The following is a 13,184-nucleotide window of genomic DNA, read 5'->3' as shown; positions in this document are numbered from 1 at the left end:
GCGGTTTTTTATTACTCGTTGAGGAAGGATTTTATCAGCTTATTAACTTGTGATGCTACTCCAGGATTCACTTCACGACTAATTTTCATCAAAATTCTTTTTCTCTGAGCTTTGTTTGATATATCGATGTTTTCTTGTTTTAGTATCTGAACGATTTTCTCAGCATCTTTTCTCGAAAGCGTTAGATTATATTGCGAAGAGAGCTGAAGTAACTCATCAGTGGTGATCCTGTTAAGTTTGAAGTTAACAAGTTGAAGCTGAATTGGATTCATCACGATTCCTCCTTTGACTATCACATACTATGCATGTAGTCGTTCGAGGTGTTAACAAAATGCAAGGATGATCCATGGAATGGTATACTAATTTGTGAAATGTTTTATATAATAGTATCTACATATTTACTATGCCTAGGAGGGCAAAATGCAAAAAAAACAACATCGAAAAGAAAGTAAAACGCACCTTGTCTATCGGTTGTTGATGATTTCGATAGGCGCTTTTCTTGCCGCAGCAGCAATTGAATTATTTCTAGTTCCTAACCAATTGATTGATGGTGGAATCATCGGTGTTTCGCTGATTCTAGATCACATCACTCCGTTCAATTTTGCCGTGTTGGTCATCATCTTAAATATTCCGTTCATGTATTATGGGTACAAACAGATAGGAAAGACGTTTGCTTTTTCCACTTTGTTCGGTATTATTGGACTCGCAGCATTTGAGACACTCCTCCATCATACAGAACCTTTCACAACTGAACCCATATTAGGAACAGTTTTTGGAGGACTCACACTAGGAGTAGGCGTGGGACTTGTCATCCGTCACGGTGGATCGATGGACGGCACTGAAATCTTGGGTATCTTACTTACGAAAAAAGTTCCGTTTTCTATAGGTGAATTTGTCATGTTCGTCAATATTTTCATCTTCACCTGGGCAGGATTTGTCTTCAGCTGGGAAAACGCGATGTATTCAGTAATGGCCTATTATATTGCGTTTAAAACGATCGATACCGTAATTCAGGGGTTAGATGAGACGAAAGCTGTCCTTATCGTATCGGATGCATATGAAGAAATCTCAAATGCTATTCTTGACCGATTAGGTAGAGGGACAACTAAGCTTGTTGGTAAAGGCGGATATACGGATGAAGAAAAAGAGGTCATTTACGTTGTTATTACGAGGCTCGAAGTAACGAAGTTAAAAGGTGTCATATACGATATCGATGACCATGCATTCATCACGATTATGAATACTCAAGAAACACGAGGAGCAAAGTTCAAATCTCCTATTCATTAGACTTCCTATGTGGAAGTCTTTTTTGTTATGTGAAGGGACGTTCAGAAGCACTATAGTAGAAATGTTTGAGATTAACGTGATAGGGTATAACCTTAACTGGTGCTCTCCAGAATTAAATACCAGTTGTAAAGGAGTGCAAGACTATCAATTTTTCTCAACGAAATTCCAGAACGAAAGTATCAGTTATCACTGCAGTTGTTCTTACAATCGTACTAGTACTAGTTCTCATTAATTCTCATCTACTAAAAGAACAAGTTGCTGACGCTGAAACAACAGTCGGGGTTCTAGATAAGAAATCAACATCCCAGAACGATTCAATGAAAGCTCAAACGGAGCTTTTGAAACTGGAAAAAGAAACAGGTTATTCTTTGGATGCTAGCTCAATTAGTATCGAAGAATGGAAACAAGCAAAAGAATACTCAAAGAATTTTTATGCAGACAGCGATGGAAAATTTAAAGAGAAATGGGGATTGTTCCTAGCTTTTCAAGCGATGAAGTCTGACATCGATCCAGCCATTGTTTATGAGTTATTGAAAGTGGAAACTGGTGATAAGTTCGATCCTGAACTCACAGGTCCACAAACAAAGTATGGACGAGCATATGGAATGGCACAGTTCATGAAAAACACTGCCCCATGGATAGCAGATATGGCCGGTATCGATTATTCTGAAGAAAAGCTATTTGATCCCTATTATTCCATGACGTTATCGGTCACGTATTTAGAGTACCTTTATCAAAAATATGATAATTGGGATGAAGCCCTGACGGCTTATAACCGTGGCATAGCTGGTTTGGAGACTTACGTATTAGAAAAAGGAACGCCGAAGAGCGGTTATTCTGAAGAAATACAAGAAAAAGCAAGTCTCCATGAAAGTTAATACCGATATTGGAATAGCACCTGCGTTTCATAGGCGTGAAACGTGAAAAGGGACCCGGTTTGGGTCCTTTTTTATGTAGTGGCGTTCATTGGCTTTGCATGCTACAATTTCATTTGCAGCGGAAGGGTTTTTTTATAAGGAGTTAAGTAAAACGAGAGATTAAGCAAATGAAATTTACAAAACCACTTAATAAAGGTATACTACTAATGTAAATCGTAATCATTCTTATAAAAATAAAATGGCAGGTTTTAAATAATGACAAATACAAATATGGTGGATGCAACGAACGTTTCGTTTCATTATGGAGATCGTTATGTTCTAGAAGATGTGTCCTTTACTGTTCCAAAAGGTGCCTTCGTAGGATTAGTAGGGCCGAACGGATCAGGTAAATCAACACTAATTAAGATTATACTTGGTTTATTAAAGCCACAAAAGGGTCAAGTACATTTGCTTGGAAATCAGGTTAATAAATTTCAACAGTGGAGCAAGGTAGGGTACGTTTCTCAAAAAGCAAACAGTTTTAACTCAGGCTTTCCTGCTTCAGTATTTGAAGTCGTATCCATGGGGCTTACTAGCAAACTTGGCTTGTTTAAGTTCATGAACGCTAAGCATAAAAAAGCGGTATATGACGCACTCGCACTTGTTGGAATGGAAGCCTATTCCGACCGTAATATAGGGGAACTATCAGGTGGACAGCAACAAAGAGTCTTTATCGCTAGAGCATTAGTGAGTGACCCAGACTTTCTCATACTAGATGAACCTACTGTGGGCGTTGATGCTGGTTCTACAAGTGAATTTTATAATTTGCTCGGAAGATTAAACAAAGAGAATGGCATCACACTGCTGCTCGTTACGCATGATATCGGGACGATCACCGATAAGGTCACGCATGTGGCTTGCTTAAATCGAACCTTGCATTTTCATGGTGAAACGGAAGAATTTGAACAGTTTAACGAAAGTGACCTCTCTGACTTTTATGGACACCATGTACATGTTTTAAATCACGACCATGGTCATGGAGGAGTCTAGATGATTCAAGCATTATTGAAATTTGAATTTTTACAGAATGCATTCTTAGCGGGAATATTAATCGGTGTGATCGCTCCGCTTCTAGGAGTGTTTCTTGTCGTTAGAAGACAGGCGTTGATTGCTGATGCACTTTCTCATATCACCTTAGCAGGTATTGCCGCTAGTCTTCTTATGGGGAAATATGTAACAAGTTGGCAGTTCGTTAACCCTGTTTATATGGGGATGGGCTTTTCTGCAGTAGGCTCTTTGTTTATCGAACAACTTCGAAAAGTTTATAAGCATTTCGAAGAGCTTGCTATTCCGATTACGCTCTCAGGTGGAATTGGATTAGGCGTTGTTTTCATATCCTTAGCGGATGGATTTAATTCGGATCTTTTTAATTATTTGTTTGGAAGTGTAATTGCAATAAGTAGAAGTGATTTGTTAGCAGTTACTGTTATTACGATCATTGTCTTAGCTGTTGTGATCTTATTATATAAAGAGCTTTTCTTCCTATCGTTCGATGAGGAGCATGCTGTGGTTTCAGGAATAAGAGGGAAATGGATTCATATCGTCTTTATACTGATCGTAGCATTTGTGATAGCTGTATCGATGCAGATTGTTGGAGTCCTATTGGTTTCAGCACTGATGACCCTTCCTGTCGCTGCAAGTATTCGTATTGCGAAAGGATTTAAACAAACGATCTTCCTCTCCATCCTCATCGGAGAAGCTTCAGTGATCGGTGGATTGATTCTTGCCTACTATCTCGATATAGCACCTGGCGGAACAATCGTACTTTTATCTGCAATCATATTAGTCATAATTCTCATCTTAAAACGCTGGCAACAAGGGAAATCTTAATGTGAAGAGGTGGAAAGATGAATGTATCTAGTGCACTAGAAATCCTAAAAAACGAAGGATATAAATATACTGAAAAACGAGAGGACCTTGTGGTATTTTTTGCCAAAGAAAAAAGATATCTTTCTGCAAGGGAAGTACTGACGTATATGCAGAAAACATATCCTGGCATGAGTGTGGATACAATTTACCGAAACCTTACTCTTTTTAGAGATTTGGGTATCCTTGAGGAAACAGAATGGAATGGTGAAAAACGCTATCGCCTAAGCTGTGCGACTGATGCTCATCATCATCATCTCATCTGCCTTGATTGCGGAAGAACACGGCAAATCGAGGCTTGTCCAATGGACAATATTCCTGTTTACGATTCAGATTTTGAAGTAGTAGGGCATAAATTCGAGATTTACGGTAAATGCGGAGAATGTCAATAAGGTATGAAAGAAGCGGAAGGGGCTACCTTCCGCTTTCGTAATGATAGAGCCATTTTTTTGCTTCGATCCAACTGTTCATCCGAATCACTCCCGAGGGAACTGCACCTTGGTTATACGGTGTATTAAAAAGGATGACGGGAATGTTGCAGTCTTCAGCGATCGCACACGCATTATCGTGTTTATCTTCGAAGAAAACGTCAACTTGATGACGCTTTATGGATTCGATCTTGTTGTGTTTACCGATTAATTCAATATGATGATACGGTACATCGTTAGTGGTAAACCATTCTTTCGTCGTTTCAAACAGGTGATTCCCTCTTGCGCTAATGTAAACAAGCTCATAATCATCTTTCCATCCGTGTAAAGTGGGGTGAGCGTGTTCTGCCATAAACGCGTTGGAATAAATTCTTTCTTCATTTGCTTTTAACCAATTTATAAAATCATCTTTAGAAACATTTAATAGTCCTGCAAGATCATATTGTGTAATATCTTCAAGTACTAATTGTTTGTTGAAGGACGAATTCAAATAAGGTAAAAAGGTTTTTGGGCTTGTAATAGTTCCGTCGATATCAAGCCCTAGTCTTTGTAGTGGCATAAAAAAACTCCTTTTCATTCACTCTCCTTCAATCATATCATATTCAGTGGATCTCGATTGAGGAATTGGTAGTAACTTACTTAATAATAGCAAATAACCTTCCGTATCTTTGCGAATACTAAACATGCTCCACTACAGATTAAAGGTGAGGGATGTATATGACAGAAGACAGACGTGAGGATTTGGAACTTCTGGAGGAAGAAAGAGTTGATCTACAATCGGAAGAAGATTATCTCGAAGAATCAGCTGCAGAAGTAGCACCTTCTGGAGTTCTTGATCGTCCTTATTTACAGTCGCCTGAAAATGAACGTCCAAGAGCTGAGGAGCGCGAAGAACATTTTGAAGCTAAAAGACAGGAGCAAGAGAAAACTGGAGTCGGTGTGGGTATAGCCGCACTAGCTCTTTCGGTCATCTCCCTGTTCATTTTACCCGTCATATTTGGAGCAGCGGGTATCGTAGTAGGGTTTATAGCGAGAAGGAGAGGACTTACGACTCTAGGTAGCTGGGCTATCGGTGTCGGGGTAGCCTCAATGATCATTTCGTTATTCTTCGCACCGTTCTTTTAGTGGATAAATGTAAAAAGAGCCTGTTCATTTGAACAGGCTCTTTCTTTATGCGTTTGATTCAGCTTTTGCTTTTTCTTCTTCCATCTTCTTGTAATGCTCTTCAGCAATCTTATCGACTTCTTTTTTCAGTTCGTCAACCATAATTTCTTCCGGGACTTTTCTTATGATTTCACCATGACGGAAAAGTAGCCCTTCACCACGTGCACCTGCGATACCGATATCCGCTTCACGTGCTTCTCCTGGTCCATTTACTGCGCAACCTAGCACTGCAACTTTGATTGGAGCCTTAATCGTGGAGATGTATTCTTCAACTTCGTTGGCGATACTGATCAGATCGATCTCGATCCTTCCGCAAGTTGGGCAAGAAATCAACGTTGCTGCATTAGAAGCAAGTCCAAACGATTTAAGAAGTTCTCTTGCGACTTTGACCTCTTCTACAGGGTCAGCACTTAGAGAGATACGTGCAGTATTCCCGATCCCTTTTGAAAGAATGACTCCGAGACCTGCTGCGCTTTTTACAGTCCCTGCAAAAAGAGTACCTGATTCTGTAATTCCTAGATGCAGCGGGTAGTCAAAAGCTTTCGCAGCAAGTTCGTATGCTTCTGTTGCAAGGTTTACATCGGAAGCCTTCATAGACACAATGATGTCATAGAAATCAAGGTCTTCTAGAATCTTAATGTGATGAAGTGCACTCTCTAACATTCCTTGTGCTGTTGGATAACCATACTTTTCCAAGATCTTTCGTTCAAGTGAACCAGCGTTTACTCCGATACGAATAGGAATGCCTTTTGCTTTTGCTGCTTTAACAACTGCTTCGACTTTCTCTCTTCGTCCGATATTACCTGGGTTGATACGGATCTTATCAGCTCCACCTTCGATAGCTTTGAGAGCGAGCTTATAATCAAAATGGATATCTACTACAAGCGGAATGTTGATTCGCTTCTTTATTTCTGGAATGGCATTTGCTGCGCGCTCATCTGGACAAGCAACACGAACAACCTGACATCCAGCTTCTTCTAAACGCTCGATCTCAGCCACAGTGGCGTCGACGTCGTGTGTTTTAGTCGTTGTCATACTTTGAATGACGACTTCATTGTTTCCACCTATAGTCAAAGGACCAACTTTTACAGGTCTTGTCTTTGTACGGTGAGTAATTTCATTCATGCGAAAATCGCTCCTTTTACATGTAGGATCATACCTCATGATTAGATAGCTTGGATTATTCTTTCCTGCATAAGGATTTAGACTCATTAATAATACTATCTCATTGTAGCAACTTATGAATACGATTGACAAGAAATAATCACTGGGTTTCCACATCCATGTAAGATGGAACTTTATATTGTTCTCCTATTTGGATGTGTGTAGGGGGAATTCCGTTTAACTGTTTAAAATCATCTACCACAGTATCTATAGAAACTGGAATCGAACCGTTCGTCTTTTCAACAATTGAAAGAACTGTATCTCCCGCAGTTACTTTGTAGAGGACATAAGGCTTTTCTCCCTGCTCGTTAGATTCGGAAACAACTTGTACTGCAGGAGGATTATACGTTGCAAGAGTCCCGGTAGTTAAATCGTAATAGGTGGTGTGAAGGACGAGAATTATTATAAAAGCAGTTAGTAGTTTACGCATTGCAAACCCCGCTTTCTTAACTGTTTTTACTTTTACCTTATGCTTGTCCCACGAGGTTATTCCTCTGTTTTTCGAATTTTCTTTTCTTTGAGGAAGGACTGCAGTAAAATAACATGCATATAGGTGCATTACTTTCCTTACTTCTAAAATAAAGGAGAATGAATGATGATCAAAAAACTTTTACCATACTTATTAACAGTTAGTTTGCTTGTGTTCGTATTACCTATAGATGCATTGGCTGATGCCAGTGAAGGGGACGTCATCATTACGCTTGGTGAAGATTTATCAGAGAGTCAACAACAGGAATTATTGAAAGAAATGAATGCTCCAGAAGAAGCATTAACCGTTACGGTATCGAATGAAGAAGAACATAAATACCTTGGTGATTATATAAGTAAAGGCTTGATCGGAACACGTGCTCTTTCATCATCATCGATCACGATAGGCAAAAAGGATGAAGGGTTGAGTGTAGAAACCAACAACATCAATTGGGTAACCGATGAGATGTATACAAACGCTTTGATAACGGCTGGTGTTAAGGATGCTGACGTTTATGTCACTGCACCCATTGAAGTGTCTGGAACGGCTGCACTCACTGGTTTGATAAAAGCGTATGAAGTCAGCATGGACAAAGTGATACCAGAAGAGCAAAAACAAGTCGCAAATGAAGAGCTTGTAAAGACAGCTAAGCTAAGTGAAAGCATTGGAGCTGAAAAAGCTACAGAATTAATGACAAAGATAAAAGATGAGATAGCATCGAATCCACCTGAAACAGAAGAAGAGCTTAGAAGTCTAATTCAACAAATCGCAAAAGACTCAGGTATTGAATTAACAAATGAGGAGTTAGACGGCCTTGTTGCGTTATTTGAACGAATGAAGAATTTAAATATTGATTGGGACCAAGTTAGAAGCCAATTAGAGAATGCAAAAGAAAACTTGAATGAATTTCTAAACAAGGAAGAAACAAAGAATTTTATTAGCAAGTTTATTGATTTTATTAAATCGATCATCGATAGCATCGCTGGGGCGTTTCAATCATAAAAACCGAGAAACTTTTTTGATCTTCATTCGTATATAGGATAGAGGAATAAATAGGGAGGCGGTTTTGGATGGATATTTTAGCTGTACCTGCGATTGGATTCATCGTCGTCTTATTAGGGGTCTTATTCTTATTCGGGGAGATTCTAGTGCGCACAAAAGGTATTTTTGGACTGATTGGGATATTGATTTTAACGCTTTATTTCAGTTTCCACCTTACGTCGACAGTTTCAATCCTCTGGATGGGATTGGTCTTTGCAGTAGGTCTTGGTTTAGTGGTGCTCGACGGAAAGTTACTAAACGATGGTACGTTTGGATTAATCGGTATCCTTATCATGGTTACTGCTGTCGCGTTACCTTCACCTTCTTTCATATACGGACTTCTCGTATCTAGTGGTTTTCTATTAGGAGCAGCTGCATCATTCTTATTCTTGAAGGTATTCACTGCGAGGAAGATGTGGACGAAAATGACCTTAAAAGATCGATTAAGTGGTGATATGGGTTATAACTCGATGAATAGTGAATACAAAGACCTGGTAGGTCATACAGCAAAAGCGATCACACCATTTAGGCCAAGTGGAACGATCGAAGTGAATAATAAGAAGTATAGCGCTATTTCAGTTGGAAGATGGATCGATGAAGGTACTACTGTAACGATAACAGATGTGGATGGAACAAGAATCTTGATAGAAGAAAAAGTAGCTGATGAAACACTGCAAGTGTAAAGAAGTCCTCCCGGCACACCGGGAGGACTTCTTTTTGTTCTAACGATTATTCTTGCCTCTTTTTGGGGAGTGGAATTTCTTTCAGTACCATATACAATAGCAAGATCGCTACGAACCAGTATACTAAAAAGCCAAATGGAACTTGCGTACGTAACAGGCTCATAATAGTGAAAAATAACGTCGGTATCGTTACAGAATAGGCAGAAAGTATCCAAAGCTGCTTATAGGAAACTCTTCTCTTGGTCATATTTTTCAAGGTCAAACCAATTGTAGCAAGGACCGTCACACCTATAAATTTAAGACCTGTTTGTAAAAGATACACGACGAAAATGACAAGGGGTATAAAGATAGGAAGCAAATCATCGAGTGTTTGTGACAGTTCAATCACATCACTTTTTGTGAAACTCATCGTACTGAAGTTACTATAATCAAATTCCTGTAATGTACCAGAGTCTTTAATCATTATTCTGTCTCCTAAAAATGCAATGACAGTCTGATATCCTTCTACATCATCAGGTTTTGTTTCACCAGTAGCGTCAAAGATAAATGTTTCTCCGTCTTCCTTCGTGATATACGGCTCATCTTGATCAGCAGATAACGTTCCATCTACAAGTTTAAATTCAGGAACGTCACTTATATGGGATTTCAATTCATCGTAAGCATTCGTAAATGTAACGGTGGTTAGAATTCCAACTGGTACTGATGCAAGAAGCATTAAAAGAAAAACATATAAGATCGGTTTGCCAAGCTTTTGAAAACGAAAGCGCGCCATCATCTTTGGAGAATAAAGGCTGTAAAATAGTTGTTTAAATATGTTCAAATTCAAATCTCCTTCCATTAATTACACAAACCCATAAACTAGTTTAGCTTATATTCCACTTAGGGAACAATAAACTCGGTTAAAGTTTTTCATTCCCTTTGTGAATAAATCATTACAAAATCTATATTTAGTCTTTACAAAAGAAAGGGTGATGTAGATAATAGACAAGGGACTTTGTTGAGTATTGTCGAAAAAAATAAAATGGTGCAAGGGGTTGAAATGATGGAACTCAACGTTCAGGAGATGATCTTTCAGTTTGTGGGAGGTCTAGGTATTTTCCTGTTTGGACTTAAGTATATGGGTGATGGCCTTCAAAGATCTGCGGGCGATCGGTTAAGAGATATATTAGATCGCTTCACAACGAACCCATTCATGGGTGTGTTAGCAGGTATAGTCGTTACTATCTTGTTACAAACCAGTTCAGGCACTACAGTTCTTACAGTAGGACTAGTAAATGCAGGATTTATGACTCTTAAGCAGGCTATCGGAGTTATAATGGGAGCAAATATAGGAACAACTGTAACAGCATTCATAATTGGTATACCTATCAAAGATTACGCACTACCTATCCTATTTATTGGTGCAGCATTGATCTTCTTTGTTAAAAACAAAAAGATAACGTATCTTGGACAGATCATCTTTGGGTTTGGTGGTTTATTCTATGGTTTAGAACTGATGAGTAACGGTATGAAACCTTTAAGAACTCTTCAGGTATTCCAAGATCTTACGGTTAGTATGAGTGAAAACCCAATATTGGGAGTAGTCATTGGTACCGTATTTACTGTCATCGTACAGAGTTCAAGTGCTACGATTGGCGTTCTGCAAAGTTTATTCTCTCAGGATGCTATGTCCCTACAAGCTGCTATGCCAGTTCTATTCGGAGATAACATAGGAACGACAGTAACTGCTGTTTTAGCATCGATTGGTGCCTCAGTTGCAGCAAGAAGGGCAGCACTTACACATGTTATATTTAACTTAATTGGTACTACAGTGTTCTTGATTATATTATCACTGTACACACCTTTCATTGCATATATCCAAGATGCACTTAATTTAAATGCAGAAATGACTATTGCATTTGCACACGGTATTTTTAATGTTTCTAATACAATCATTCAGTTCCCATTCATTGCATTACTTGCTGTATTAGTAACAAAAATTATTCCTGGTGATGATACTGCGATCGAGTATAAGCCAAAGCACCTTGATCCGGTATTTATCGAACGTTCTCCATCTGTCGCGCTTGGACAAGCAAAAGAAGAAGTTATTCGTATGAGCGAATTTGCTTATAAAGGTGTAAAAGAAGCTTCGAAATATGTCACTTCAAAAGAGCAAAAAAGTGCAGAGAAAACTGCTCAATATGAAGACGCGATCAATAACTTAGACACAAAGATCACAGATTATTTAATTCAGCTATCTGCAACCTCTCTTTCAGCTGAGGAGTCAACTCGACATGGTATGTTGATGGACTCAGTTCGTGATATTGAGCGAGTTGGAGATCATATGGAAAATATCGTCGAGCTCGTTGATTATCAGATCAGCAACAAAGTGAAGATGACTGATGTAGCTATGAAAGATCTCGATCAAATGTTTGATCTTACGCTAACGACTCTCCAACAGGCATTTGATGCATTGGATAATTGGGATGTTGAGAAGGCTCGAGAAGTTGTGAAGTTAGAGAATAAGATCGATAAAATGGAAAGATCTCTTCGTAAGCAGCATATCATGAGGTTAAATGAAGGCGAATGTACAGGAAGTGCAGGAATCGTCTTTGTAGATATGATCAGTAACCTAGAACGTATAGGTGATCACGCTGTTAATATTGCAGAAGCAGTTATCGGAGAAGAGTAATAAAAAGTCGGGGCTTAGCTAGCCCTGACTTTTTTTATTCTATATAATAGAAGAAAAAGGGGGGCAACATGGATATCTTATACTGGGTACTCATAATAGCATCGTTTGTAGTGGCGTTTGTAGGACTAATCTATCCAATCATTCCATCGGTTCTTTTTATTTACATAGGATATATTGTGTACGGTGTATTTTTCGAATTTAGTTCAATGACAATTTCTTTTTGGATTATTCAAATTCTATTTACCGCGCTACTATTTCTTGCTGATTATGCTAGCAACTTATTTGGAGTCAAGAAATATGGAGGATCGAAAGCAGCCATATGGGGAAGTACTATAGGGTTATTGGTCGGACCTTTCGTTATCCCTTTTCTAGGAATTATTCTTGGTCCTTTCATTGGGGCAGTGGGAGCGGAGTTAATCTTTCATCGAAAACCATTAAGAGAGTCGATTAATGTAGGAGTCGGATCTTTACTTGGTTTTCTTGGGGGAGCGTTAATGAAAGGTGTTATTCAGGCAATAATGATTGTTATCTTTCTTGTTTATGTTCTTTAGTAATCTTGATGAAGGGACAAAACCATGCTATAGTAATTTCATCGCTGATTTTTCTGCAATAAAAATTATATCACAAAAGTTATTGACTTCTTTTTAAACTATATGGTATAGTTATTCTTGTCGTTAAGAGATATTCCACAGTAGCTCAGTGGTAGAGCTATCGGCTGTTAACCGATCGGTCGTAGGTTCGAATCCTACCTGTGGAGCCATATGGCGGTGTAGCTCAGCTGGCTAGAGCGTACGGTTCATACCCGTGAGGTCGGGGGTTCGATCCCCTCCGCCGCTACCATATTAACTTAACACAATGGCGATTGTGGCGAAGTGGTTAACGCACCGGATTGTGGTTCCGGCATTCGTGGGTTCGATTCCCATCAGTCGCCCCATTTACATTGGACCCTTAGCTCAGCTGGTTAGAGCTGACGGCTCATAACCGTCCGGTCGCAGGTTCGAGTCCTGCAGGGTCCACCATACGCGGAGGAATACCCAAGTCTGGCTGAAGGGATCGGTCTTGAAAACCGACAGGGGCTTAACGGCCCGCGGGGGTTCGAATCCCTCTTCCTCCGCCATCTTGAATTTTCATATCGTCGCGGGATGGAGCAGTTCGGTAGCTCGTCGGGCTCATAATCCGAAGGTCGCAGGTTCAAATCCTGCTCCCGCAACCAAAATAAACTTTTAACTACGTCGAATAAACATCGTTGTTAAAAGTTAATCGTAGTCCCTTTAGGGGCAACCTAAACGCATAATAAACAGTTACATCTTTAAATTGTAAAGACATTCTACATAACCATTCACGTTTAGATTGAATTATTAATTGAATTAACAATCATGGCTCTGTAGCTCAGTCGGTAGAGCAGTGGACTGAAAATCCACGTGTCGGCGGTTCGATTCCGTCCGGAGCCACCATATTAACATCGATTCACCACCTTGTAGGTGGTTTTTTTAT

The 13,184-nt window shown here is 39.3% G+C and carries 15 protein-coding genes and 7 tRNA genes; 17 read left to right on the top strand and 5 right to left on the bottom strand.

Annotated features, from left to right (window positions below; translation table 11 throughout):
• Nucleotides 1-11: 11 nt before the first annotated feature.
• Nucleotides 12-272, bottom strand: coding sequence for a DUF2624 family protein (locus PFZ69_RS01750; protein WP_270179307.1), 261 nt, complete (start codon nt 270-272; stop codon nt 12-14).
• 148 nt (nt 273-420) lie between these two features.
• Between PFZ69_RS01750 and PFZ69_RS01745 the strand changes: the two genes are divergently transcribed.
• The 5 genes from PFZ69_RS01745 to PFZ69_RS01725 all read left to right on the top strand — a co-directional run bounded on the left by PFZ69_RS01745 (nt 421) and on the right by PFZ69_RS01725 (nt 4,462).
• Nucleotides 421-1,287, top strand: a complete 867-nt coding sequence (locus tag PFZ69_RS01745) for a YitT family protein (protein ID WP_270179306.1) — start codon at nt 421-423, stop codon at nt 1,285-1,287.
• A 317-nt stretch (nt 1,288-1,604) separates the two neighbouring features.
• Nucleotides 1,605-2,165, top strand: coding sequence for a transglycosylase SLT domain-containing protein (locus PFZ69_RS01740; protein ID WP_270179305.1), 561 nt, complete (start codon nt 1,605-1,607; stop codon nt 2,163-2,165).
• Nucleotides 2,166-2,420: 255 nt separating this feature from the next.
• On the top strand, nt 2,421-3,194 hold the full coding sequence (locus PFZ69_RS01735) for a metal ABC transporter ATP-binding protein (RefSeq protein WP_270179304.1): 774 nt from the start codon (nt 2,421-2,423) through the stop codon (nt 3,192-3,194).
• Nucleotides 3,195-4,034, top strand: coding sequence for a metal ABC transporter permease (locus PFZ69_RS01730; protein WP_270179303.1), 840 nt, complete (start codon nt 3,195-3,197; stop codon nt 4,032-4,034).
• A gap of 17 nt (nt 4,035-4,051) precedes the next feature.
• A complete protein-coding gene (locus PFZ69_RS01725) occupies nt 4,052-4,462 on the top strand; it encodes a Fur family transcriptional regulator (protein ID WP_270179302.1) in 411 nt (136 codons plus the stop codon).
• 22 nt (nt 4,463-4,484) lie between these two features.
• Here PFZ69_RS01725 and PFZ69_RS01720 read toward each other — a convergent pair whose 3' ends face one another.
• Nucleotides 4,485-5,057 (bottom strand): 5' nucleotidase, NT5C type, encoded by a 573-nt coding sequence (locus tag PFZ69_RS01720; protein ID WP_270179301.1) that lies wholly within the window; start codon nt 5,055-5,057, stop codon nt 4,485-4,487.
• Nucleotides 5,058-5,215: 158 nt separating this feature from the next.
• On the opposite strand from PFZ69_RS01720, the gene PFZ69_RS01715 reads away from it, so the two are divergent.
• Nucleotides 5,216-5,623 (top strand): hypothetical protein, encoded by a 408-nt coding sequence (locus PFZ69_RS01715; RefSeq protein ID WP_270179300.1) that lies wholly within the window; start codon nt 5,216-5,218, stop codon nt 5,621-5,623.
• A gap of 45 nt (nt 5,624-5,668) precedes the next feature.
• Here PFZ69_RS01715 and ispG read toward each other — a convergent pair whose 3' ends face one another.
• Nucleotides 5,669-6,787, bottom strand: coding sequence for a flavodoxin-dependent (E)-4-hydroxy-3-methylbut-2-enyl-diphosphate synthase (gene ispG / locus PFZ69_RS01710; protein ID WP_270179299.1), 1,119 nt, complete (start codon nt 6,785-6,787; stop codon nt 5,669-5,671).
• A 139-nt stretch (nt 6,788-6,926) separates the two neighbouring features.
• Nucleotides 6,927-7,385, bottom strand: coding sequence for a LysM peptidoglycan-binding domain-containing protein (locus tag PFZ69_RS01705; RefSeq protein ID WP_270179298.1), 459 nt, complete (start codon nt 7,383-7,385; stop codon nt 6,927-6,929).
• 33 nt (nt 7,386-7,418) lie between these two features.
• Between PFZ69_RS01705 and PFZ69_RS01700 the strand changes: the two genes are divergently transcribed.
• Nucleotides 7,419-8,297 carry a DUF1002 domain-containing protein gene (locus PFZ69_RS01700; protein ID WP_270179297.1) on the top strand — a complete coding sequence of 293 codons (879 nt, stop codon included), beginning with the start codon at nt 7,419-7,421 and terminating at the stop codon, nt 8,295-8,297.
• Nucleotides 8,298-8,365: 68 nt separating this feature from the next.
• Nucleotides 8,366-9,019: an NfeD family protein gene (locus PFZ69_RS01695; protein WP_270179296.1), complete on the top strand. Its 654-nt coding sequence runs from the start codon at nt 8,366-8,368 to the stop codon at nt 9,017-9,019.
• A gap of 46 nt (nt 9,020-9,065) precedes the next feature.
• Here the strand turns inward: PFZ69_RS01695 and PFZ69_RS01690 are convergent, their stop codons facing one another.
• Nucleotides 9,066-9,839 (bottom strand): DUF1189 domain-containing protein, encoded by a 774-nt coding sequence (locus PFZ69_RS01690; protein ID WP_270179295.1) that lies wholly within the window; start codon nt 9,837-9,839, stop codon nt 9,066-9,068.
• A gap of 222 nt (nt 9,840-10,061) precedes the next feature.
• Between PFZ69_RS01690 and PFZ69_RS01685 the strand changes: the two genes are divergently transcribed.
• The 9 genes from PFZ69_RS01685 to PFZ69_RS01645 all read left to right on the top strand — a co-directional run bounded on the left by PFZ69_RS01685 (nt 10,062) and on the right by PFZ69_RS01645 (nt 13,144).
• A complete protein-coding gene (locus PFZ69_RS01685; protein WP_270180593.1) occupies nt 10,062-11,690 on the top strand; it encodes a Na/Pi cotransporter family protein in 1,629 nt (542 codons plus the stop codon).
• A gap of 68 nt (nt 11,691-11,758) precedes the next feature.
• On the top strand, nt 11,759-12,241 hold the full coding sequence (locus PFZ69_RS01680; RefSeq protein ID WP_270179294.1) for a DUF456 domain-containing protein: 483 nt from the start codon (nt 11,759-11,761) through the stop codon (nt 12,239-12,241).
• A gap of 134 nt (nt 12,242-12,375) precedes the next feature.
• Nucleotides 12,376-12,450: transfer RNA gene (locus PFZ69_RS01675), tRNA-Asn, on the top strand.
• A gap of 3 nt (nt 12,451-12,453) precedes the next feature.
• Nucleotides 12,454-12,530 (top strand) — tRNA-Met (locus PFZ69_RS01670).
• 18 nt (nt 12,531-12,548) lie between these two features.
• Nucleotides 12,549-12,624: transfer RNA gene (locus tag PFZ69_RS01665), tRNA-His, on the top strand.
• 8 nt (nt 12,625-12,632) lie between these two features.
• Nucleotides 12,633-12,709: transfer RNA gene (locus PFZ69_RS01660), tRNA-Ile, on the top strand.
• Nucleotides 12,710-12,714: 5 nt separating this feature from the next.
• Nucleotides 12,715-12,807, top strand: a tRNA-Ser gene (locus tag PFZ69_RS01655).
• Between the two features lie 19 nt (nt 12,808-12,826).
• Nucleotides 12,827-12,903: transfer RNA gene (locus tag PFZ69_RS01650), tRNA-Met, on the top strand.
• 165 nt (nt 12,904-13,068) lie between these two features.
• Nucleotides 13,069-13,144, top strand: a tRNA-Phe gene (locus tag PFZ69_RS01645).
• The last annotated feature ends 40 nt before the right edge of the window (nt 13,145-13,184 follow it).

This window comes from Alkalihalobacillus sp. CinArs1 (genome assembly GCF_947387515.1).
Taxonomy (GTDB): Bacteria; Bacillota; Bacilli; order Bacillales; family Guptibacillaceae; genus Guptibacillus.
This window is presented reverse-complemented; position numbering and strand designations above follow the sequence as displayed.

What these genes read in the sequence shown, in the direction of transcription:
- PFZ69_RS01680 (WP_270179294.1), top strand. Translation starts at nt 11,759, where the DNA reads ATGGATATCTTATACTGGGTACTCATAATAGCATCGTTTGTAGTGGCG.
- PFZ69_RS01740 (WP_270179305.1), top strand. Translation starts at nt 1,605, where the DNA reads ATGAAAGCTCAAACGGAGCTTTTGAAACTGGAAAAAGAAACAGGTTAT.
- PFZ69_RS01700 (WP_270179297.1), top strand. Translation starts at nt 7,419, where the DNA reads ATGATGATCAAAAAACTTTTACCATACTTATTAACAGTTAGTTTGCTT.
- PFZ69_RS01720 (WP_270179301.1), bottom strand. Translation starts at nt 5,057, where the DNA reads ATGCCACTACAAAGACTAGGGCTTGATATCGACGGAACTATTACAAGC.
- PFZ69_RS01695 (WP_270179296.1), top strand. Translation starts at nt 8,366, where the DNA reads ATGGATATTTTAGCTGTACCTGCGATTGGATTCATCGTCGTCTTATTA.
- PFZ69_RS01745 (WP_270179306.1), top strand. Translation starts at nt 421, where the DNA reads ATGCAAAAAAAACAACATCGAAAAGAAAGTAAAACGCACCTTGTCTAT.
- PFZ69_RS01735 (WP_270179304.1), top strand. Translation starts at nt 2,421, where the DNA reads ATGACAAATACAAATATGGTGGATGCAACGAACGTTTCGTTTCATTAT.
- PFZ69_RS01685 (WP_270180593.1), top strand. Translation starts at nt 10,062, where the DNA reads ATGGAACTCAACGTTCAGGAGATGATCTTTCAGTTTGTGGGAGGTCTA.
- PFZ69_RS01705 (WP_270179298.1), bottom strand. Translation starts at nt 7,385, where the DNA reads ATGCACCTATATGCATGTTATTTTACTGCAGTCCTTCCTCAAAGAAAA.
- PFZ69_RS01725 (WP_270179302.1), top strand. Translation starts at nt 4,052, where the DNA reads ATGAATGTATCTAGTGCACTAGAAATCCTAAAAAACGAAGGATATAAA.
- ispG (WP_270179299.1), bottom strand. Translation starts at nt 6,787, where the DNA reads ATGAATGAAATTACTCACCGTACAAAGACAAGACCTGTAAAAGTTGGT.
- PFZ69_RS01730 (WP_270179303.1), top strand. Translation starts at nt 3,195, where the DNA reads ATGATTCAAGCATTATTGAAATTTGAATTTTTACAGAATGCATTCTTA.
- PFZ69_RS01715 (WP_270179300.1), top strand. Translation starts at nt 5,216, where the DNA reads ATGACAGAAGACAGACGTGAGGATTTGGAACTTCTGGAGGAAGAAAGA.
- PFZ69_RS01750 (WP_270179307.1), bottom strand. Translation starts at nt 272, where the DNA reads ATGAATCCAATTCAGCTTCAACTTGTTAACTTCAAACTTAACAGGATC.